The organism is Paenisporosarcina macmurdoensis (genome assembly GCF_042658845.1).
Classification (GTDB): domain Bacteria; phylum Bacillota; class Bacilli; order Bacillales_A; family Planococcaceae; genus Paenisporosarcina; species Paenisporosarcina macmurdoensis.
Map to the genome: position 1 here is coordinate 118,850 of NZ_JBHSRI010000009.1, position 22,108 is coordinate 140,957.

The 22,108-nt window shown below is 38.8% G+C and carries 26 protein-coding genes and 1 tRNA gene; 24 read left to right on the forward strand and 3 right to left on the reverse strand.

What is annotated here, in order from left to right:
• Positions 1–4: 4 nt before the first annotated feature.
• Positions 5–637, reverse strand: coding sequence for a 3-hexulose-6-phosphate synthase (hxlA, locus tag ACFPYN_RS08180; RefSeq protein WP_377733478.1), 633 nt, complete (start codon positions 635–637; stop codon positions 5–7).
• A 190-nt stretch (positions 638–827) separates the two neighbouring features.
• Between hxlA and ACFPYN_RS08185 the strand changes: the two genes are divergently transcribed.
• Positions 828–1,193, forward strand: a complete 366-nt coding sequence (locus tag ACFPYN_RS08185) for a winged helix-turn-helix transcriptional regulator (RefSeq protein WP_377733480.1) — start codon at positions 828–830, stop codon at positions 1,191–1,193.
• A gap of 221 nt (positions 1,194–1,414) precedes the next feature.
• On the opposite strand, the gene ACFPYN_RS08190 is transcribed toward ACFPYN_RS08185, so the two are convergent.
• Complete coding sequence (locus ACFPYN_RS08190; RefSeq protein WP_377733482.1) at positions 1,415–1,960, reverse strand: N-acetylmuramoyl-L-alanine amidase; 546 nt, start codon at positions 1,958–1,960, stop codon at positions 1,415–1,417.
• A gap of 363 nt (positions 1,961–2,323) precedes the next feature.
• Here ACFPYN_RS08190 and hprK point away from each other — a divergent pair, with 363 nt between their 5' ends.
• The 20 genes from hprK (at position 2,324) to ACFPYN_RS08290 (ending at position 19,701) form a co-directional block, all read left to right on the forward strand.
• On the forward strand, positions 2,324–3,259 hold the full coding sequence (hprK, locus tag ACFPYN_RS08195) for an HPr(Ser) kinase/phosphatase (RefSeq protein ID WP_377733484.1): 936 nt from the start codon (positions 2,324–2,326) through the stop codon (positions 3,257–3,259).
• Between the two features lie 27 nt (positions 3,260–3,286).
• On the forward strand, positions 3,287–4,099 hold the full coding sequence (gene lgt / locus ACFPYN_RS08200; RefSeq protein WP_377733485.1) for a prolipoprotein diacylglyceryl transferase: 813 nt from the start codon (positions 3,287–3,289) through the stop codon (positions 4,097–4,099).
• A 17-nt stretch (positions 4,100–4,116) separates the two neighbouring features.
• Positions 4,117–5,055 carry a nucleoside recognition domain-containing protein gene (locus ACFPYN_RS08205; protein ID WP_377733486.1) on the forward strand — a complete coding sequence of 313 codons (939 nt, stop codon included), beginning with the start codon at positions 4,117–4,119 and terminating at the stop codon, positions 5,053–5,055.
• A complete protein-coding gene (gene ppaX / locus ACFPYN_RS08210) occupies positions 5,052–5,708 on the forward strand; it encodes a pyrophosphatase PpaX (RefSeq protein ID WP_377733487.1) in 657 nt (218 codons plus the stop codon). Before ACFPYN_RS08205 ends, ppaX begins: the two co-directional genes overlap by 4 nt.
• Positions 5,705–6,214, forward strand: coding sequence for an acyltransferase (locus tag ACFPYN_RS08215; RefSeq protein WP_377733488.1), 510 nt, complete (start codon positions 5,705–5,707; stop codon positions 6,212–6,214). Before ppaX ends, ACFPYN_RS08215 begins: the two co-directional genes overlap by 4 nt.
• Before the next feature lie 152 nt (positions 6,215–6,366).
• Positions 6,367–7,551, forward strand: coding sequence for an ATP phosphoribosyltransferase regulatory subunit (locus ACFPYN_RS08220; protein WP_377733490.1), 1,185 nt, complete (start codon positions 6,367–6,369; stop codon positions 7,549–7,551).
• Positions 7,544–8,170, forward strand: coding sequence for an ATP phosphoribosyltransferase (gene hisG, locus ACFPYN_RS08225; protein WP_377733492.1), 627 nt, complete (start codon positions 7,544–7,546; stop codon positions 8,168–8,170). Before ACFPYN_RS08220 ends, hisG begins: the two co-directional genes overlap by 8 nt.
• A 12-nt stretch (positions 8,171–8,182) precedes the next feature.
• On the forward strand, positions 8,183–9,469 hold the full coding sequence (gene hisD / locus ACFPYN_RS08230) for a histidinol dehydrogenase (protein ID WP_377733493.1): 1,287 nt from the start codon (positions 8,183–8,185) through the stop codon (positions 9,467–9,469).
• The gene (gene hisB, locus ACFPYN_RS08235) at positions 9,466–10,056 is read left to right on the forward strand and encodes an imidazoleglycerol-phosphate dehydratase HisB (RefSeq protein WP_377733494.1); all 591 of its coding nucleotides are present in this window, start codon (positions 9,466–9,468) and stop codon (positions 10,054–10,056) included. Before hisD ends, hisB begins: the two co-directional genes overlap by 4 nt.
• Complete coding sequence (hisH, locus tag ACFPYN_RS08240) at positions 10,053–10,706, forward strand: imidazole glycerol phosphate synthase subunit HisH (RefSeq protein ID WP_377733495.1); 654 nt, start codon at positions 10,053–10,055, stop codon at positions 10,704–10,706. The genes hisB and hisH overlap by 4 nt, the downstream gene beginning before the upstream one ends.
• Entirely contained in the window at positions 10,703–11,446 is a 744-nt protein-coding gene (hisA, locus tag ACFPYN_RS08245) for a 1-(5-phosphoribosyl)-5-[(5-phosphoribosylamino)methylideneamino]imidazole-4-carboxamide isomerase (RefSeq protein ID WP_377733496.1), read from the forward strand. Before hisH ends, hisA begins: the two co-directional genes overlap by 4 nt.
• The gene (hisF, locus tag ACFPYN_RS08250; RefSeq protein ID WP_377733497.1) at positions 11,440–12,198 is read left to right on the forward strand and encodes an imidazole glycerol phosphate synthase subunit HisF; all 759 of its coding nucleotides are present in this window, start codon (positions 11,440–11,442) and stop codon (positions 12,196–12,198) included. The genes hisA and hisF overlap by 7 nt, the downstream gene beginning before the upstream one ends.
• Entirely contained in the window at positions 12,195–12,830 is a 636-nt protein-coding gene (gene hisIE / locus ACFPYN_RS08255) for a bifunctional phosphoribosyl-AMP cyclohydrolase/phosphoribosyl-ATP diphosphatase HisIE (RefSeq protein ID WP_377733498.1), read from the forward strand. Before hisF ends, hisIE begins: the two co-directional genes overlap by 4 nt.
• A 96-nt stretch (positions 12,831–12,926) precedes the next feature.
• Entirely contained in the window at positions 12,927–14,429 is a 1,503-nt protein-coding gene (locus ACFPYN_RS08260) for a tetratricopeptide repeat protein (RefSeq protein ID WP_377733635.1), read from the forward strand.
• A gap of 73 nt (positions 14,430–14,502) precedes the next feature.
• Positions 14,503–15,453: a thioredoxin-disulfide reductase gene (trxB, locus tag ACFPYN_RS08265; protein WP_377733499.1), complete on the forward strand. Its 951-nt coding sequence runs from the start codon at positions 14,503–14,505 to the stop codon at positions 15,451–15,453.
• A gap of 577 nt (positions 15,454–16,030) precedes the next feature.
• Entirely contained in the window at positions 16,031–16,504 is a 474-nt protein-coding gene (locus tag ACFPYN_RS08270; RefSeq protein WP_377733500.1) for an NUDIX hydrolase, read from the forward strand.
• A 2-nt stretch (positions 16,505–16,506) separates the two neighbouring features.
• Entirely contained in the window at positions 16,507–17,391 is an 885-nt protein-coding gene (gene rapZ, locus ACFPYN_RS08275; protein WP_377733501.1) for an RNase adapter RapZ, read from the forward strand.
• Between the two features lie 4 nt (positions 17,392–17,395).
• Positions 17,396–18,388 carry a gluconeogenesis factor YvcK family protein gene (locus ACFPYN_RS08280; RefSeq protein ID WP_377733502.1) on the forward strand — a complete coding sequence of 331 codons (993 nt, stop codon included), beginning with the start codon at positions 17,396–17,398 and terminating at the stop codon, positions 18,386–18,388.
• A gap of 26 nt (positions 18,389–18,414) precedes the next feature.
• A complete protein-coding gene (gene whiA / locus ACFPYN_RS08285) occupies positions 18,415–19,371 on the forward strand; it encodes a DNA-binding protein WhiA (RefSeq protein ID WP_377733503.1) in 957 nt (318 codons plus the stop codon).
• Positions 19,372–19,443: 72 nt separating this feature from the next.
• The gene (locus ACFPYN_RS08290; RefSeq protein WP_024534024.1) at positions 19,444–19,701 is read left to right on the forward strand and encodes an HPr family phosphocarrier protein; all 258 of its coding nucleotides are present in this window, start codon (positions 19,444–19,446) and stop codon (positions 19,699–19,701) included.
• A gap of 52 nt (positions 19,702–19,753) precedes the next feature.
• On the opposite strand, the gene ACFPYN_RS08295 is transcribed toward ACFPYN_RS08290, so the two are convergent.
• A tRNA-Arg gene (locus tag ACFPYN_RS08295) sits at positions 19,754–19,825 on the reverse strand.
• A gap of 170 nt (positions 19,826–19,995) precedes the next feature.
• Between ACFPYN_RS08295 and clpP the strand changes: the two genes are divergently transcribed.
• The 3 genes from clpP to ACFPYN_RS08310 all read left to right on the forward strand — a co-directional run bounded on the left by clpP (position 19,996) and on the right by ACFPYN_RS08310 (position 22,058).
• A complete protein-coding gene (clpP, locus tag ACFPYN_RS08300; protein ID WP_377733505.1) occupies positions 19,996–20,592 on the forward strand; it encodes an ATP-dependent Clp endopeptidase proteolytic subunit ClpP in 597 nt (198 codons plus the stop codon).
• 102 nt (positions 20,593–20,694) lie between these two features.
• Positions 20,695–21,273, forward strand: coding sequence for a LemA family protein (locus ACFPYN_RS08305; RefSeq protein ID WP_377733506.1), 579 nt, complete (start codon positions 20,695–20,697; stop codon positions 21,271–21,273).
• Positions 21,273–22,058, forward strand: coding sequence for a TPM domain-containing protein (locus ACFPYN_RS08310; protein WP_377733508.1), 786 nt, complete (start codon positions 21,273–21,275; stop codon positions 22,056–22,058). The genes ACFPYN_RS08305 and ACFPYN_RS08310 overlap by 1 nt, the downstream gene beginning before the upstream one ends.
• Positions 22,059–22,108 lie beyond the last annotated feature (50 nt).

Here is a 22,108-nt window from a genome sequence, read left to right on the forward strand (position 1 = left end):
GTCACTATCCTTGTTTAATCATTTTTTGCATTTGAGCAGCTACTGCTTTTATGTCTTCTTGTCCAGTAATACCGCCGCCTACAATAACAAGATCAGGTTGAGCTTTAATGACTTCTGGTAACGTTTCTAATTTTATTCCACCCGCAACGGCAGTTTTTGCATTTTTAACAACGCTTTTAATAGTTGCAAGGTCTTCGAGAGAGTTTTGTCCTACAGCCTGTAGATCATAACCTGTGTGAACACAGATATAGTCTACGCCAAGTTCATCAAGTTCTTTTGCACGTGTTGCGATATCTTTCACAGCAATCATATCAACTAGGATTTGTTTACCATGTTTTTTGGCTTCTTCTACGGCACCCAGGATAGACGCATCTTCCGCAGCTCCAAGAATTGTTACGATGTCGGCACCTGAAGCAACAGCTTGGCTTACTTCATATCCAGCTGCATCCATAATTTTTAAGTCAGCTAAAACAGTTAAATTAGGAAATGCTTCTTTCATTGCTTTAACAGCTCTAAGACCTTCATTAATTACAACCGGTGTGCCGATTTCTACAACATCAATATACTCTTCTAATTCTTTAACTAAATTGATTGCACCTTGTGTATCTACAAGATCTATTGCTAATTGAAGTTTCATTTAATAATCTCTCCCAATAAAATAGTATTTTTTGTGCAGTGACTCTCGTTCGCCCTATTAGTGAAATCAATTAATGGATTTTACTAACGGCGATAGGTTTAGTATAATTAGTATGTTGTTAAAATGAAAGTACGCACTTTTTTTACACATAGTGCTAAAAAGTATACTGTAAACAATGGAGGTGAAGAAAATGCCGAATTTGGGGGAGAAAATATTTAATTGTGAAAAAGAATTAACTCTTTCTATTATTGGTGGAAAATGGAAAATGCTGGTATTGTGGCATCTAGGTAAAGAAGGCACCAAACGCTTTGGTGAACTCAAGGCACTCATGCCGGGTATTACGCAAAGGATGCTTGTTAATCAATTACGCGAACTTGAAGACCATTTGATTGTTCATCGCGAAGTCTATCCTGTTGTGCCACCCAAAGTTGAATACTCACTTACTGAGCAAGGAAGAAGTCTTATGCCGATTCTCGATTCTATGTATGAATGGGGCAAAATTTATATTGAGAACAATTTGGAAGACAAAACTGAAAATAATCAGACCGTTGAGTAGAAAAGGATACTCTCTTGAAGGTTTGAAACGCATGCTTCAATTCAAAAACACGGGTAGCCCTTTTATTAAGGTGCTGGCCGTTTTTGTGTGTCTTAGAGGTAAATTAGCAGGAAAACTTCTTTTTATTTTTTGTGGTAATTTAAATCTAATTGAAAACACACAAAAAAACCGAATATCAGCTAAAGTGAATAGCCGATGTTCGGAATGAGAATTATCCTATTTTATGCCAACGAACAAAGGATACCAAATGCAATCGCTTGTGCACATCGTTGCTTATAAAAGGTACTCTTTAATAATATGGCTTCTTCTTTATTGGTCATAAATCCGCACTCAACTAAAATAGCGGGCATGGTTGTTTCACGTAGCACGGCAAAATCCCCTTTTTTTATGCCTCGATCTTTTCTGGAAGTGCGCATTAGCAATGCTTGTTGAACTTGTGTAGCCATTATTACGGAAGTTTTACTAGGATGTAAACAGGTATAAGTTTCAATACCATGTGCAGCATTCCAGTCAGTTCCAAAAGCATTCGCATGAATCGACACAAATGCATCAACTTTAAGTTTGTTCGCTAATGAAATCCTTTCTGAAAGCGCGACGTCTCGAGTGTCATCGTGAGAAAAAATGACCGTAAAACCTTCAGCATTTAACAGCTTCTTGACTCTAATAGCCACAGCCTCATTAAACATGAATTCTCTTAGGGTCTCATCTGGTGATCGTTTGCCAGCTGTATGTGGTCCATGTCCTGCATCAACAATAATTTTTTTCATTTAATATCCCTCCTACCGCATAAATAGGAGAAAATAATGGAAAAGAGACAACAAATGTATAATACTTGTAAGAAACAATGATAAACATGACTCGAATCTTTCAAGCTTTGCGCATTTCATGATGCCTAGCGCCAAGCACCAGGTCGCATAGCCGCTTGAACCAACAGGGTGTTGGTCATGAAGGCGTTCCGACACGATGTCGGGCTCTTAGCCTTCCTTCCCTAACTTATGGGAAAACAAGTTTTCGATTCAGCCTTTCCACCGTCAGAGCCGAGCTAAATCGGTGCGTTGCGCTTTTCTGTGCACATGCTAAAATAAAGAACATATCGGATAATTCGAATATCGAAGAAAGTGGGTGATTTTTTGGTACAAGTGACTACAAAAGACGTGATGGAAATGTTTGATTTAACACTTGTGAGTGGTGAAGAAGGAATTGGTAGACATATTGCCATAAGTGATATTTCACGTCCTGGTTTAGAAATGGCTGGCTATTTCACACACTATCCTGCTAACCGCGTACAACTACTTGGCAAAACAGAACTATCATTTTATGATATGTTGTTGCCTCATGAACGAATAGAGCGTATGAAAAAATTATGTTCACCGGAAACACCTGCGATAATCATCTCGCATGACATGAAGGTGCCAGAGGAACTGAAGATTGCCTCAAATGAAGAGCATGTGCCAGTCCTCACTGCAAAAATGGCAACGACTCGATTTTCAAGTTTACTGACAAACTATCTTGAAAGTAAACTAGCACCAACGACTGCAGTGCATGGTGTACTTGTGGATATTTATGGTGTTGGTATCTTAATTACTGGGAAAAGTGGAGTTGGTAAAAGTGAGACCGCACTGGAACTTGTGAAAAGGGGACATAGATTAGTTGCGGATGATTGCGTGGAAATTAGACAAGAAGCAGAAAATACGCTTATCGGAAATGCCCCGAAACTAATTGAACATTTGCTTGAAATTCGAGGAATTGGAATTATCGACATTATGACTTTGTTTGGTGCTAGTGCAGTCCGTAGCTTTAAACGAATTTCACTTATAATTGATTTAGAAATTTGGGATAAAAGCAAGACGTATGATCGTTTAGGAATCGAAGAAGAGAAAATGAAAATTATTGATACAGATTTGACCAAACTGACGATTCCCGTTCGACCTGGTCGAAACTTAGCAGTTATTATAGAAGTAGCAGCCATGAATCATCGATTGAAACGAATGGGTGTAAATGCTGCAGAAGAATTCTCCAATCGTTTAAATGATGTGATTAGCCAAAATGGAGATGCTACATATTAAAAGCAAGCAGTATGGAAGGGGAACAACATGAATTTTTTACTTGGAGCAATTGATCCAATTGCCATTTCTTTAGGGCCGATTGAAGTACGATGGTACGGAGTAATCATTGCGTTTGGGATCGTCCTGGCATTTCTTGTAGCACAAAGTGAAATGGTGAAAAGAAAGTTTCATCCAGATTTTTTAACAGATTTATTAATTTGGGCTGTACCGTTAGCTATACTAGGCGCTCGATTATATTATGTGTTCTCTAAATGGGACTATTATTCTCAAAATCCTGGTCAAATTCTTCAAGTATGGGAAGGCGGCCTGGCCATACACGGTGCTTTGATTGTGTCGTTTATCACGGCTTATGTATTTACGAGAAAACGTAAAGAATCATTCTTAAAGTTAGCAGATATTACTGCACCAAGTATTTTAATTGGGCAAACAGTCGGACGCTGGGGTAACTTTATGAACCAAGAAGCACATGGTGGTCCAGTGTCACGTAGTTTCTTAGAAAATATGTTTCTACCAGACTGGATTATCAATCAAATGCGTATAGATGGTATATATTATCATCCAACATTTTTATATGAATCGTTGTGGAACTTTACAGGGGTTGTGATATTAATCTTGTTACGTCGTGTCAACTTAATACGTGGAGAAATGTTCTTATTCTATATTGTCTGGTACTCATTCGGAAGATATTTTATTGAAGGAATGCGCACGGACAGCTTATATTTAATTGGTGAAATTCGCACCGCTCAAGTGGTTTCAATCATTGCTATCATTATTTCCTTGATTATCATTGTATATCGCCGCGTGACAATTAAAGAACCTGTGCGTTATAAAGACGCATAAGTAAGGATGTCATAAATATGTCTACAATAAAAAATGGGTTACTAGCTGGATTAACAACAACTTGGACGCTCAGCAAGATTATCTTCCCCATTACACTGTTGCTCGTTATTTTACAAAACACACCAGTGTTGCCGTGGATCATCGATTTTGTATCTCCTGTAATGGGGGTTTTTGGTTTACGAGGGGACGCAGCGATTCCTTTAGTATTAGGTAATGCGCTTAACTTGTATGCAGGGATTGCTGGAATTCTATCATTAGAATTAACGGTAAAAGAAGTCTTCATATTAGCGGTCATGTTGTCCTTTTCACATAATATCTTTATCGAAACTGGTGTTGCATTAAAAGTTGGCGTTAAATTATGGGTGGTTTTGCTCGTTCGTTTCGGGCTAGCTGCCATTTCAGCAATTGTCATCAACCTATTTTGGTCAGGTGGTTCAGATATTGCACAGTACGGAATGGCACCGAAAGTATCTGACATTCCTGAGGGCTGGATGGAAATAATTTTACTGGGGCTACAAAAAGCCAGTTTTGGGGTATTACAACTTGCTATGGTAGTGATTCCACTTATGATTGTTATTCAATACTTAAAAGATAAACAATATTTACAAAAGTTTTCACAAAAACTTGCTCCTTTTACAAAAGTACTGGGCATTGAACCTAATGCTTCCATGACACTTGTTTCAGGATTGGTCATTGGCTTAGCATTTGGTGCAGGCGTGATGATACAAGCAGTTCAAGAGGATGGGGTAAGTAAGAAAGATGCCACGCTTGTCTTTATCTTTTTAGTCGCCTGTCACGCGGTTATTGAAGATACGCTCATCTTTATCCCACTCGGAATACCAATATGGCCCTTATTCTTATTAAGACTTGGAATCGCATTTGTCTTAACAATAGTGGTCGCAACGATTTGGAAACGTGCTGAACAAACGAAGCGAAAGGAAGTGCTAACTTCATGACAACTCAACCAATTACTACACTTCTTTTCGATTTTGATGGCACGTTGCTTGATACGAACGAGCTGATTATTCAATCATTTTTAAGTGTTTTGGGTAAACGATACCCTGGCCGATTCATGAGAGAAGATGTCCTCCACTTTATTGGACCATCATTGAAACAAACTTTTGATAACATTGACGAAAATTTATCAGCACAGTTAATTCTAGAATACCGGGCATGGAATATTGAAATGCATGACCAGATGGTGGTCGAATATGATGGTGTAAGTGAAACTCTTCGAATATTAAAAGCACGGGGTATTAAGATGGCCATTGTGTCAACAAAAAAGCAGGATATTATTCAACGCGGCTTAAAGTTCATGGGGATAGAAGATATATTTGAAATCGTTATTGCTCTGGATGACGTAGTAAATCCAAAGCCAGATCCTGAACCCATTTTACTAGCTCTTGAGAGATTGAATGCTACACCACAAGAAGCGTTAATGATAGGCGATAACTCGCATGATATCGAAGGCGGTCAAAATGCGCTTGTTCGAACAGCTGGTGTTTCTTGGACTGCAAAGGGTGAAGCATATTTAGCGACTTTTAAGCCAACCTATATGTTGCACCATATTTCTGAGTTACTTGAAATTGTAGATGGTCAATCGACATGAGAAGGACAGAACGTTTTCCTGTCGAAGGTGCAAACTCGCTTTGGCATATTTATAAGACTGTGTCGCTTTGGAAAGTAATGAAAAATTTTATCGTTATCCAACTCGGTAGATATAGTCCTTCACTGCCATTCAAAAACTTTCTTTATCGCCGTTTTTTACATATGAAAGTGGGAGACCAAACCTCTTTCGCTTTAATGGTTATGCCAGATGTGATGTTTCCAGAAAGAATTAAAATAGGGAAAAATTCAATCATTGGCTATAATACAACTTTATTAGCTCATGAGTACTTAATAGATGAATATCGCATTGGGGATGTTGAAATCGGGGATCGAGTTCTAATTGGGGCAAATTCAACGATTTTACCAGGGGTGCACATTGGAGACGGTGCGATTGTTTCGGCTGCAACTCTTGTGCATAAAGATGTTCAAGCAGGAAGTTTTGTTGGGGGAAACCCGATGAAAGTAATTTATACAGCTGAAGAAATGGTGAGTCGTCACCTAAAGTAATCAGAAAAGACCTCATGAAGTGAATTTCAATGCTTCATGGGGTCTTTTGTATTGACTCAACTTGTCATCTGCGTTAAAATAAATTTTATTTCATCCTAGTAGTATGCTAGTGTACTAAAGCAAATTATCCTTATTTAGGAAGTGAATAATGAATGACACCTATACGAAAATTCGAAAAACCGCTTGGTATGAGAGACTCTTTCCCACTAATTAATGAGAAAAAGGAAAAAGTGCGTGACATTGGACGAAGATTTTTCCAATCACGTGGTTTTGATTTTATTAAAACACCAACTGTTGAGTACTATGAGACGATTGGAAAAGCATCTGCCATACCGGACTCTTCTTTATTTAAATTAGTAGACCGTCAAGGTGAAACGCTGGTTTTAAGACCAGATATGACTACTCCAATTGTTCGTGTCGCAACGTCTAAGTTGTTAAAAGAACAAATTCCTTTGCGCCTCGCTTATTTTGCCAATGTGTTTCGTGCACAAGAACATGAAGGTGGCAGACCAGCTGAATTCGAACAGATGGGCGTGGAGTTAATTGGAGATGACTCTGTTTATGCCGATGCAGAAATGATTATCACGGCTTCTGAATTTGTTCAAGAACTAGGGATAGATTCTTATCGATTAACAGTTGGACATGCAGGTTTATTGCAATCTATTTTGACTCAGCTGACACAGTCGGAAGAACAAGTGAAAGAATTACGTAAATTACTTGTAGAGAAAAATATGGTTGGATTTGAAGATGCAGTGAGAACATTCGGACTTTCAAATGAAGACGAGCAGCGTTTTATTGAATTTATTGGACAAGCTTCTAATGTGCAATCAATACAACAGTTACGTCCATTTATTGATGAAACGAATGATGCACAAGTCACCATGTTTTCTTATCTTAACGACTTGTCTTCGTTATTAGAAAATGCGGGTTTATCAAAAATGATCACTTACGATTTGACATTAACGAGTGAAATGAGTTATTACACAGGAATGTTATTTGAGGTTTTTGCGAGTGGCTCAGGCTTCGCTATTGGTAATGGAGGACGCTACGATGGGTTACTGCAAGCGTTTAATTCAGATGTTGGTGCCACTGGCTTTGGATTAAGAGTAGATCGACTACTAGAAGTAATGACTACTACAACGACACGTGAACCTCATACATTAATCTTATTTGATTCGGCTAATTATGCGAAAGCTGTTCATAAAGCCGTAAATTCAAGAAATCAGGGGATTCGTACAACTATACAATATAAGGAAAGTGTTGAAGACCAAGAAGCATTTCAAGCAAACTTTTCGGATGTCGTGTGGTTAATAGAAGGAGATGGCAATAATGAGTAGTGAACTGACAATTGCGATGCCGAAAGGACGCATTTTTGAAGAAGCCTATGCTTTACTTCAAAAAGCTGGTTTTCAGTTACCCGATGACTTAGAAGATTCTCGAAAACTCATCGTCGAAGTTCCAAACGAAAGAATTCGATTTATTTTAGCAAAACCAATGGATGTACCTGTTTATGTGGAACATGGGGTTGCAGATATCGGAATAGCGGGTAAAGATGTATTACTAGAGCAAAAGCGAAGCGTTCATGAATTGCTTGATTTGAAAATTAGTCAATGCTATATCGCAACGGCTGGCTTACCCAATACAGTCATGAATGATATTGCTCCTCGAGTAGCAACGAAATATCCAGAGATTGCTTCTAATTTTTATAAAGAAAAAGGCGAGCAAGTCGAAATTATTGGCTTAAATGGTTCGATTGAATTGGCACCAATGATTGGACTTGCAGATCGAATTGTAGATATCGTATCAACAGGAAGAACATTAAAAGAAAATGGATTAGTTGAATATGAACACATTGTCGATGTAACATCTAGATTAATTGCTAATCCTGTTAGCTATCGATTAAAAAGTGAACGCATTCGGGATATGGTGAAGCGCCTAAAAGATTCAATGGAGTAAGGAGGATGTAACATGCGAATCGTTTCTTTATCAAAAGATATTTCATTAAAACGACCATTAGAAATGGGTAACGCAGAACAAATGAAGACGGTAAAAATGGTTTTAGCAGACGTTAAAAGTCGTGGTGACGCAGCTATTGCAGAATACAGCGAGAAATGGGATCGTGTTAAACTACATGAGTTTCGTGTTTCTACAGAAGAAATCAATCATGCAAAGGCTAATTTCGACGCTGAACTTCTTAAGGACTTAGAAGAAGCTGCCCATAATATCCGAGTTTTCCATGAAAAGCAAAAACGTTCATCGTATCAAGTGGATGTTGAAAATGGCTCATTTATTGGGCAACGAGTAAGTCCTTTAGACGCTGTAGGTTTATATGTACCAGGTGGTTCAGCGGCGTACCCATCATCAGTATTAATGAATGTGATTCCTGCTCAAGTAGCAGGTGTGGAACGAATTGTAATTGTTTCTCCTCCGAACGATCAAGGTGCTTTGCCTGATGCAGTGTTGGTTGCGGCGTCAATCTTAGGGATTGAAGAAATTTATAAAATTGGCGGTGCTCAAGCAATTGCGGCATTGGCATATGGCACAGAATCAATTAGTCCAGTGGATAAAATAACAGGTCCAGGGAATGTTTTTGTTGCACTGGCTAAACGAGAAGTATTTGGAGTCGTTGCAATTGATATGATTGCTGGTCCCAGTGAGATTGCAATTATCGCTGATGAAACGGCATATGCAGATGAAGTGGCAGCAGATTTATTGTCGCAAGCAGAACATGACCCGATGGCTTGTCCGATTTTACTCACGACCAGTGATTTTTTCGCACATGAAGTCGCTCATGAAGTTGAAAAACAACTAACAAAACTTCCACGCGAGAAAATTGCACGTGCTGCTGTTGAAAAGTTTGGCAGAATTTATGTAGCGGAAACAATGGAGGATATTGTTGAAGCGGTTAATAAATTAGCACCTGAGCATTTAGAAATCATGACAAGTAATCCCCAAGTAGTGGCACAACAAGTTCGTCATGCTGGCGCGATATTTATAGGACGCTACAGTTCTGAACCAATTGGAGATTACTTTGCTGGAACGAATCATGTATTACCGACTAATAGCACAGCTCGTTTTTCAAGTCCGTTATCGGTGGATGATTTTATTAAAAAGACAAGTATCATTTATTACACACAAGAAACTTGGCTTCAGCACGCACCTAAAATTGCGCGTCTTGCAAGGATGGAAGGTTTAGAAGGCCATGCGCGCGCAGTAGAATCAAGAGGATGGGCAAAGGAGATGGATCAATCATGACACGTCAAGCAACTATTAATCGAATGACCAATGAAACACAAGTGAATGTTACACTTCAACTAGATGGAGAGGGACAAGCAACGATTGATACAGGTGTGCCATTTATGGATCATATGCTCGACTTGTTTGTGAAACACGGATTCTTTGATGCCACCATTCAAGCTTCTGGGGATACACATATTGATGATCACCATACAACTGAAGATATTGGTATTGTGTTAGGGCAAGTAGTAAAAGAAGCACTCGGCGATAAAAAAGGAATTCGTCGCTACGGCAATGCGTTTGTCCCTATGGATGATGCGTTAGCACAAGTGGTTATTGACTGTTCCAACCGTCCACATTTAGAGTTCAGAGCCGTTCTGCCGAATGAAAAAGTAGGCAATTTCGATACAGAACTAGTCCATGAGTTTCTCTGGAAATTTGCACTGGAAGCACGTATGAATGTTCATGTCATCGTCCACTACGGTCACAATACACATCATATAATTGAAGCGATATTTAAAGCGTTAGCACGAGCATTAGATGAAGCTGTGTCAATTGACCCGCGTGTTAAGGGAGTGCCATCTACGAAAGGGTTATTGACATGAAAATTGGTGTAATTGATTACGGAATGGGTAATTTATATAGTGTCGAACAGGCTTTACTTCGACTCGAATGTGAAGTATTTATTACGTCAGATATAAACATGCTAAATCAAATGGATGGATACTTGTTACCCGGTGTAGGGGCATTCCCCGATGCCATGCGTCGATTAAGTGAGCTATGTTTGGATGATTATATTAAGCAACTTGCCACAACCAATAAACCACTACTCGGTATTTGTTTAGGTATGCAACTATTATATGAAGATAGTAAAGAAAATGGCTTAACAAAAGGCTTAGGTATTTTCACGGGTAATATTCAAAAATTTGATGAACTTGACTCCCAACAAAATCGAGTGCGAATTCCTCATATGGGCTGGAACCCTCTGTCTTTTACACATCAACCTGAATGGCTAGATGGTCTGGATAAAGAAGATTCTACACATGTTTACTTCGTACATTCCTATTTAGCTCAAAATACACGACAACATGAAGTAGTAGCAAGCAGTACATATGCTGGTCAATTCGTACCTGGTCTTGTTCAAAAAGATAATTTCACCGGCATGCAGTTTCATCCGGAAAAATCAGGACCGTTCGGTAAATACTTGTTGGCTAAATGGGTGAAGCAAGTGAAAGGGAGGAGAGATCAACCATGACTTCGATTGACATATATCCAGCTATTGATATGCGTGGAGGTAAGTGTGTTCGCTTATTTAAAGGTGATTACAATCTAGAAACTGTCTATGCAGACTCTCCTTTTGAAATGGCCAAATCCTTTGCAGAGCAAGGGGCAAAGTGGATACATATGGTTGATTTAGATGGAGCGAAAGATGGCAAACGTATTCACGATAAGGATGTCATTCGAGCTGCGACAGAGTTAGGTGTGAATGTTCAAATAGGTGGCGGGATTCGGACTGAAGAAGATGTGAAACATTATCTCGATAATGGGGTAACACGTGTCATTATAGGGAGCTTAGCAATTCAGCAACCAGAGTTAGCCGTGTCTTTCATTCAGAAATTTGGTGCGGAACGAATTGTCATAGGACTTGATGCGAAAGATGGAATGGTCGCAACACACGGTTGGCTGGAGACGTCAACCAAGTCTGCAATTGAAGTAGGACAATATTTTTCAAAACATGGTGCCAAAGTATTTATTTTCACAGATATTGCAACAGATGGGACATTAACAGGACCCAATATTTTGGCGAATGAATTACTCGCTGAAGCTACCGGTGCAGAAGTGATTGTGTCTGGTGGTATTAGTTCGCTAGCAGATGTGAACCAAGTGGCAAAGGCAGCAACTCGTTCAATGATTGGTGGAGTTATTATTGGCAAAGCGCTTTATGAAAATCGATTTACCTTACCACAAGCTTTACGTGAGGTGACTTCATGTTAACGAAACGAATCATTCCTTGTTTAGATGTAAAAGAAGGTCGTGTTGTTAAAGGTGTTCAATTTGTATCGCTACGTGATGCTGGAGATCCAGTAGAACTTGCAAAGTTTTATGATGAACAAGGAGCAGATGAGTTAGTCTTTTTAGATATTTCTGCTTCTCATGAAGGCAAAGAAACGATGGTCGATGTGGTACGTCAATCCGCAGCTGAACTAGCCATTCCATTTACAGTGGGTGGCGGAATAAGAACTATTGAAGATATGAAAAATATGTTGCGTGCAGGGGCCGATAAAGTTTCGGTAAATACATCAGCAATAGAGCGCCCGGAGTTAATTGCAGAAGGTGCAGCATTTTTTGGTTCACAATGTATCGTTGTAGCAATTGACGCCAAATGGTCAGAAGTAGATGACACATGGATGGTTTATACTCATGGCGGTCGTCGTGTAACACAATGGACGGCTGTTAAATGGGCGCAAGAAGCCACTCGTTTAGGTGCTGGAGAAATCCTGCTTACTTCTATGAATCAAGATGGTGAAAAAAGTGGATTTGATATAGCTTTAACGAAAGCAGTTCGAGACGCTGTCAATGTACCTGTTATTGCTAGCGGTGGAGCAGGAAATGCACAACATTTTTATGATGTTTTTACTCAAACGGATGTAGATGCTGCCCTCGCGGCTTCCATATTTCATTATAAAGAAACAAGTGTAAAAGAAGTGAAGAGTGTTTTGAGAGAGAAAGGAGTGTCAGTCAGATGAATAAATTCCCATTAGAATCCATAAAATTTGATGAGCGTGGACTGATACCAGTCGTTGTACAAAACGCACAAACAAAAGAAGTCCTTACGGTTGCGTATATGAATTTAGAGTCACTTGAAAAAACAATTGAGACAAATCAAACATGGTTTTTTAGCCGTTCTAGACAAGAATTATGGAATAAAGGTGCGACCAGTGGAAATACGCAACAAGTCGTTGCGATAAGAGCAGATTGTGATGAAGACTCTCTAGTGGTTGAAGTACTGCCTAAAGGACCAGCATGTCACACTGGTGAAGTAAGCTGTTTCCATAAAGAAATCGTTGCTCCTGTTCAAGCGGTTGGGAGCTTTGGAATCTTAGCTAACTTAGTTCAAGTTATTCAAGATCGCGAGAAATCAATGCCTGAAGGTGCTTATACTACGTACTTATTTGAAAAAGGCGTAGATAAAATCGGTAAGAAAATTGGCGAAGAAGCAACTGAAGTTGTCATTGCTGCAAAGAATCGTGATGCAGAAGAATTACAATGGGAAGCTGCCGATTTGTTATATCATTTATTAGTGCTGCTACAAGAACAAAAAGTGGATTTATACGATGTGTTAGAAGTTTTACAAAAACGACATGAGAGTAAATCATAAGTCTGTGTGATATAATAGTGAGATACTGAAAAGGAACCTAATGTGTTCCTTTTTACTTTTTCGGAGGCATTAATTGGAAAAAAACAAAAACAACTAATGAAAGAAAATATCGTCTCGTTTATACCAACAGGCGAATATTATTATCAAAAAGCGCTACATGCTCTGAATAGAGAGCAATTTGACAAAGCGCATAAATATTTAAGACGTGCAGCGGAATTGAGTCCTGATGATCCGCTTATTTTAATGCAATATGCAATCGTGGAAATGGAAGTTGAAAAATACGACCATGCACTCGAGTTATTGCAAAGTGCACATAGCCTTGACCCGAATGAAACAGAAATCATCTTTTTCTTAGCAGAAGTCAATGCACATCTAGGGTTTCTTTCGGATGCCCGCAAATTTGCGAAAAAGTATGTGGAATTGGATTTGAGTGGGGTTTACGCAGAAGAAGCAATGGAAATCATTGATTTTTCCGAGCAAGATGATTGGCCTTTATTTGAAGATGATCATTTCGGAAGCGAAATCTTAATTATTCAAGAAAAAGCTAGACGTATGATGGAACAAGGTAATTTTGAACAAGCCATCGAAGTGTTAGAAAAATTAATTGAAGATAATCCTGACTTCTGGTCGGCCTTTAATAACTTAGCCCTTGCTTATTTTTATATTGGGGAAGTCGATCAATCAAAAGCTTTACTACACAAAGTGTTAGAAGAGAACACAGGTAATTTACATGCTTTATGTAACTTAGCAGTGGTTCATTATTATGAAAAAAATGAGCAAGAGCTTGATTACTTGTTAAATTTGTTGAGTAAGATTCAACCGTATATGTTAGAACATCGCTATAAATTAGGTGCAACATTTGCTTTAGTAGGTCGTTACGACGATGCGTTTAAATGGTTGCGTTCTCTACAAAAACGAGGATATGAAGGCGACCCAGGATTTTATTTCTGGTTATCACATTCTGCCTATTTTTCTGGTCATGAAAAAGACGCACGTTATGCTTGGAAACAATTAATTAAAATTGATCCTGAAAAACAAGGACTTGAACCTTGGGCTGGTCAAGTAGAAGGTGAAACTCTCGAGGGCATGGAACATAACCGTGACTTTATCGTAGAGAAACTTGAAAACGCTTATCGAAGTGAGCGTATGTTTGGATTGTTTTTACTTGGTAAAACGGCTCATAAACAAGAAATCTTAGCTCATCCTGAATGGGTAAATGTTGAAACCTATTCTACAATGGAGAAGTGGTTACTTGCCTTTTCTTTAGGACATGAATTTAAAGCCATTCACTCAGCTGAGATTTCATTTATGCGAGCAGTGGATGCAACTGAATTATTGTATTCGAAAAACCGACCCGTCACTATAGAGGGATCATCTTTATTTCAAATGTGGTTTGTTTTAATTGAACGAGCAATTGATAAAGGGTATGTATTTAAAAACCCGAATGCCTTAGCAGCAGCTGCGGATTATATGTACCAATCATCGCGTTCTCAAGGAATTACGAAGAAATCGTTGGCAGAAAACTATGAAATCACAACACCAACTTTAACGAAGTATATAAATGAACTTATTCAATTTTTACCATATTCCGATTCGTAAGCAAAAAAGTTGAATGAGTAACATGAATCTTATACATTTGATAGAGAACATTGGTTATAGGAGGTTTTTTAAAATGACTGAAGAAAAAATTTATGATGTTGTTATTATCGGTGCAGGTCCTGCAGGTATGACAGCAGCTGTATATACATCACGTGGAAACTTATCAACGTTAATGATCGAGCGAGGAATTCCAGGTGGGCAAATGGCGAATACTGAAGAAGTTGAAAATTATCCTGGATTTGAACATATTTTAGGACCAGAACTTTCGACTAAAATGTTTGACCACGCGAAAAAATTCGGTGCAGAATATGCATACGGAGATGTACAAGAAATTATCGATGGTGAAGCTTTTAAAACAATAAAATCTGGTGGAAAAGAATATAAAGCACGCACTATTATTGTAACCACTGGTGCAGAATATAAAAAAATGGGCATCCCAGGCGAAACCGAGCTTGGTGGGCGCGGAGTAAGTTATTGTGCAGTCTGTGATGGTGCATTCTTCAGAAATAAAGAATTAGTTGTAGTTGGTGGCGGAGACTCAGCTGTTGAAGAAGGCGTGTATTTAACTCGTTTTGCAAGTAAAGTAACGATTGTTCACCGTCGTGAAGAATTACGTGCTCAAAAGATCCTTCAAGACCGTGCATTTGCAAATGAAAAAATCGATTTCATTTGGAATCATACAGTGAAAGAAATTAACGACTCCAATGGTAAAGTAGGGGGCGTTACATTAGCTTCGACTGTTGATGATTCAGAACTTGATTTTAAAGCGGATGGTGTATTTATATATATCGGAATGCTTCCATTAACAAAACCGTTTGTGAATTTAGGTATCTTAAATGAAAATGGCTATATTGTAACTAACGAAAAAATGGAAACAAATATTCCTGGTATCTATGCTGCAGGAGATGTTCGTGAAAAATCGTTGCGTCAAATTGTAACTGCTACAGGAGATGGTAGTATTGCTGCACAAACTGCACAACACTATATTGAAGAATTACATGAGAAATTAAGTGCAAAAGTTTAATTTTTAATCATTCTTTAATCCGTCTGTAATACGTTTGCAACAATAAAGGTGTATATTTAAGAAAGTAAATTGACCCCCTTTTTATAGCAACATTTTGATAGGCTGTTCGTCGATGAAAATCGATGAGCAGCCTCTTTTTTTAGATTTTAGCAAGTATAAGTTTTTTTAAGTTGTACTTTGGAGCATCGAGTAGCTATGTTTAGCTATAAGCGCGTTTCCGGAGAGCTTTGGAAAGCACCCTACTTCTGCAGATCGTCTTACGGCTTGGATGCTTTCGTCACTCCACACTCGCAGCAGGATGATCTGGAAAAATAAAGAGGTGGTCGAGTGACGCTGTCACAAGACCATCTCTTTATACAGTAGAAGATGCGTCCTAACGGAGTGAAAATTATCCGCACCAAAGAACGACATCAATTGTTTTCACCACGCCTAAAGGCGCACCGTTTGCTGTGCCATATTTTATGTAATCGGGCTCAACAAGGACATTTCCCGAATCTAATTGCATTCTTTTTGGTATGACTTCCATCAAAGTTGTATAATAGAATGAGTGAGTTTATTTGGATGTGGAGTGTCGAATGTGCAGCGTATAGCAAACTTAATTATTTTAAAGAATCAGCAAGTTCTTTTGTTGAAGAAACCACGTAGAGATTGGTATGTCGCACCAGGTGGGAAGATGGAAGCAGGCGAGTCCATTTATACTGCGGCAATTAGAGAGTTTCAAGAGGAAACTAATACAGTACCTGTGAATCCTCATTTAAAAGGCGTATACACGATGGTCATACGCGACGAAGAAAAAGTTGAAAGCGAATGGATGTTATTTACATTTATTGCGTATGATTTAGAAGGAATTCCGTTTGAGCTAACAAACGAAGGAATCCTTGAATGGCATCCGGTGGAAGACTTAGCTCATTTGCCAATGGCAGAAGGAGATCGTACGAATTTGCAATTTGCTGTTTCTGGAAAAGGCGTTCAGTATGGGACATTTGTTTACACCACGGAATTTGAATTAATTAAAGAAGATATACAAGTGTCAAACGAGGGAGAGAAATAATAATGGAATTGCAACGAACTCAAGATTCGGAATTTGTCATCATTACCGGCATGTCTGGCGCAGGTAAAACAGTAGCCATTCAAAGTTTCGAGGATCTCGGGTTTTTCTGTATCGATAACTTGCCACCAGCCTTGTTAATGACGTTTTTAAAATTAATGAGAGAATCCGGGAAAGATATGAACCGCATTGCAGCAGTTATGGATATGCGCGGTGGAGACTTATTTGATTCGTTAATCGGCGCGTTAGATGACATGGCGAAAGAAAATGCAGTGGCGCCAAAAATCCTCTTTTTAGAAGCAGACGATGAAACTTTGGTAAGACGCTACAAAGAAACACGTCGTTCACACCCACTTGCACCTGCTGGGTTGCCGTTAGAGGGTATCGCACGTGAGAGATTGTTACTTTCCGAGTTGAAAGGTAGAGCTCAATTCATTTACAACACGTCTACTTTAAAACCAAAAGAGCTTCGCGAAAAAATTCAAGATGAATTTTCTTCAAAAGGTAGCTATACATTTACTTTAAATATCATGTCATTTGGTTATAAACATGGGATGCCGATTGATGCTGACCTCGTATTTGATGTACGATTTTTACAAAATCCTTATTATATAGAAGAATTAAGACCGAAAACTGGATTAGATTCTGAGGTATCAGACTATGTATTAAAATGGCCTGAAACCCAAGTGTTGATTGAAAAACTGTCAGATTTACTAATTTATATGATTCCCCAATATCAACGAGAAGGCAAACGCCAACTTGTAATCGCATTTGGTTGCACTGGTGGTCAACATCGCTCCGTAACACTGACGGAGTACTTCGCAAAATTATTCCAAAAAGAATATCAAACCGTAATTACACATCGCGATATTAAACATAGAAAGGGTTGATGGAATGGCACGTTCCAAACGCCGGAAAAGAATCGTAATAATCGGCGGGGGAACGGGTTTATCTACGTTACTTCGAGGATTAAAAAAATTTCCTGTCGACATTACTGCAATTGTTACCGTTGCAGATGATGGAGGAAGCTCAGGCAGACTTCGAGATGATTACGATATACCGCCTCCGGGTGATATTCGAAAAGTAATGGCTGCATTATCAGATGTAGAGCCTCTAGTTGAAGAAATGTTCCAGTATCGGTTCAGCGAATCGGTCGACTTAGGTGGACATTCCTTAGGTAACTTAATGTTAACTGCCTTGACAGATATTACAGGTGACTTTTCACATGCAATTCGTGAAATGAGCCGTGTGCTAAATGTTCATGGCACCGTATTACCAGCAGCAAATCAAACCATTACACTTCATGCAGAACTCGATGATGGCACAATTGTTACGGGAGAATCTAAAATCCCTACATATAATCAACGTATTCATCGTGTGTTTTTAACACCTGATGATGTGGAACCTCTTCCAGATACGATAAAAGCAATTCAAAAAGCTGATTTACTCGTATTTGGTCCCGGAAGTTTATATACTAGTATTTTGCCCAATTTATTAGTGCAAGGCATTCAACAAGCGATTCTTGAATCAAAAGCTCATAATATATATATTTGTAACTTAATGACACAAGCTGGTGAAACACATAATTACTCTGCGGCCGATCATGTTCGCGCACTCGTGCTACATATGGGAGCACCTTTTATACAAACCATTTTGTTGAATACCGATGAAGTTCCGTTGGAGGTTCAAAAAGTGTATGAACAAGAACAGTCTAAGCCTGTAAGTTATGACGAATCGCGCTTAACTCAATTAGGAATAACAGTGGTCAAAAAAGATATTGCGACTATCCAGGATGGAGCCATACGACATGATGCAACTAAAGTTGCGGAATGGCTTGTTCAATACGCGGAAGATAGGGAAAGTGCTATTAAGAATTCATCTATCTAGCTTTCGTTTGAAAGGGGGACACTTCTATGTCATTTGCATCTGAAACAAAAAAAGAAATGACGCAAGCTGACATAATACCTTGTTGCGCGAAAGCAGAGTTATCAGCACTCATTCGCATGAATGGTGCGCTTTCATTTGCCAATCGGAGTTTAAGCTTAGATGTTCAAACGGAAAATGCGGCCATTGCAAGACGACTATATACATTAATGAAATCTTTATATCCGTATCGAATAGAATTATTGGTACGAAAAAAGATGCGTTTAAAGAAAAATAATGTTTATATTTGTCGAGTACGTGATGGTTCAAAAGCCTTGCTGGAAGATTTAAAAATAATTTCCGAAGATTTTCAAATTAATCATACGATTTCAGCTGAGTTGGTTAATAAAAATTGTTGTAAGCGTGCCTATTTACGTGGTGCATTTTTAGCTGGAGGTTCTGTTAATAATCCTGAAACTTCTGCCTATCATCTAGAAATATATTCATTATATAATGATCATAGTGAAGCACTAGTTGAGTTAATGAATGGATTTGGATTAAATGCTAAAACTATTGAGCGTAAAAAAGGGTTTGTCACGTATTTAAAAGAAGCCGAGAAAATTTCAGACTTCTTTAGTATCACGGGTGCACACCAAGCATTATTAAAGTTTGAAGACGTGCGAATCATCCGCGATATGAGAAATAGCGTAAACCGCCTGGTGAACTGTGAAACTGCGAATTTAAACAAAACCATCGGAGCAGCCGTACGCCAAGTGGAGAATATTCGATATATTGATAAAACGATGGGTATCGATCAACTTCCAGAAAAACTTAGAGAAATTGCTCGTTTGCGTGTGGAGTATCAAGATGTAACATTAAAAGAACTGGGTGAGATGGTGTCTGCTGGAACTATCAGTAAATCAGGTATTAATCATCGTTTACGCAAACTTGATGAAATTGCAGATGGTCTTCGTGGTGGAGTAGCTTTTGATAAAGTAAATAGATAGTTGTGGGAATGCGATTTTTCCGCTAACATAAAAACAATACAATATCGGAAAGAGCTTAGGGGGCATGAACGAATGGTGGAAAAACAAGTACAAGTAGGATTGAAATCAGGATTACAAGCTAGACAAGCTGCTCTTTTTGTACAGGAAGCGAATCGCTATCAAGCAGATGTATATTTACAAAAAGAAACTAAAAAAGTTAATGCAAAAAGTATTATGGGCATCATGAGCTTAGCTATTAGCAAAGGATCTTCAGTTATTATCAGCGCAGATGGTTCAGATGAGGAACAAGCCGTTTCTGGATTAATTGCAATGGTTGGAAACGAAGAATAAGTAGAAAAAACCTCCGACAGTTGTCGAAGGTTTTTTATTTGAATTATTATGACGCCCTCGGCGAGAATCGAACTCACATCTAAAGCTTCGGAGGCTCACGTGTTATCCATTACACCACGAGGGCAAGCGACTTTTCTATTATACAAATAGTAGAGGAACAATACAACTTTACTTTTTCGTGCATAATATTTGACCTTCCTTGACCAACTTGTATATGATAAAGTAACAACTGAGAACAACTTATGAAACTCAGGATGTAAGAAAATTAACTTATGTTTGAAGGAGGCAATTTCGATGAATTTAATTCCTACAGTTATTGAACAAACAAGCCGTGGAGAACGTGCTTATGACATTTACTCACGTTTACTTAAAGACCGTGTAATTATGCTAGGAAGTGGCATTGATGACAATGTTGCAAACTCCATAGTGGCGCAATTACTTTTCCTTGAAGCAGATGATCCAGAAAAAGACATTTCAATTTACATTAATAGCCCAGGCGGAAGTATCACAGCGGGTATGGCGATTTTTGATACGATGCAATTTATTCGACCAGATGTTCAAACAATCTGTATCGGTATGGCTGCATCAATGGGAGCTTTCTTATTAGCTGCTGGAACAAAAGGGAAACGTTATGCATTACCAAACGCTGAAGTGATGATTCATCAACCACTTGGTGGTGCACAAGGGCAAGCGACTGAAATTGAAATCGCTGCTAAACGCATTTTATTTTTACGTGATAAGTTGAACACTATCTTGGCTGAGCGTACTGGCCAATCAGTTGAAGTTATTGCAAAAGACACAGATCGTGATAATTTCATGACAGCTGAACGTGCGAAAGAATATGGTTTAGTTGATCATATTATTTCTCGTAGCGATTTAAAAAAAGCATAAAATAAGGCGATAGTGACTGTTGAAGTCACTGTCGTTTTTTTTATGTTTTAATAATCTCTAAATAAGGTAGATAATGACTATACTAATTTAGAGGTGAAGAAAATGAAAAAGGGTTTAGTTCCCATTCTTATTGTAGTGGGTATTGTCGTCGTGTTAGCACTTATGTTAATTCCTAGTTATAACGGGTTTGTAAACGGTGAAGAAAATGTAGATCAAGCCTATGCTCAAGTTGAAAATCAATTGCAACGTCGGCTAGATTTGATTCCAAATTTAGTGGAATCAGTTAAAGGCTTTGCGAAACAAGAAAAAGATGTGATTGATAGCGTAACGGAAGCTAGAGCTCGTTTAGCTGGAGCAGGTTCTCCTCAAGATCAAGCACAAGCAAATGATGAACTATCAGGTGCATTAAGTCGATTATTAGTGGTTGTAGAAAATTATCCTGAACTAAAGTCAGATGCAAACTTCCGCCAATTGATGGACGAATTAGCGGGAACAGAAAATCGCTTATCAGTGGCACGACAAGATTACAATAATGAAGTTGCTGATTTTAATCGAAAAGTAAAACGATTCCCAGGGGCTATGCTTGCAGGAATTTTCGGTTTTGATGAGAAAGAATACTTTAAAGCAGATGCAGCCGCACAAGATGCACCAAAAGTCGATTTCGGAGGAGATGGCGAGTGATGAAAAAAGCTGCGCTTTTCGTAGGAACGGCGCTTCTTTTTCTGTTGACGCTTGCGCCAATGATTCAGGCGGCAACAATACCCCAACCAGTTGGTGATATTTATACGCAAGATTTTGCCGGTTTGCTAAATGATGAACAGAAAGCTGAGATTAATCAATTGGCTGCTCGTTTAGATGATGCTACAGGTGCTCAAATCGCTGTTTTAACAGTTAATTCACTAGACGGTGCCGATATTCAAAGCTTTGCAAACCAAGCATTTCGTGAATATAAGCTAGGAGATGCTGAGAAAAACAATGGCGTCTTGCTTGTCATCGATATGGATTCACGTGAGATGTGGGTAGAAGTCGGCTATGGTTTAGAAGGTGCTTTGCCTGATGGGAAAGTGGGTCGAATCCTAGACGAGTTTACTGTACCTTATATGAAAAATGATCAAGCCGATTTAGCTATATTAAATACGATGAAAGTCTTTTATCAAGAAATCGCTAAAGAATATGAATGGAATGGTGAAGCAGTAAATCCTATCCAGTCTGCTAAAAGCAGTGAGGATGAGGGTGGTAGTTCTTTTTCTATTACCACCATTATTATCATTATATTCGTGCTTTTCATGGTTTTTAAAAACCGTGGTGGTGGCGGAATGGGACCAGGCTCTCGAGGTCGTCGTGGAGGATTTCCTATGATAGGTCCAGGATCATTTGGCGGCGGTTTTGGCGGAGGCGGCGGCGGTGGTTTCCGTGGAGGCGGCGGCGGTTCTTCTGGCGGAGGCGGTGCAGGTCGTGGTTTTTAGTAATATTTCAACGAGTGGCTTTAATATGCCACTCGTTTTTCTGTGTTATA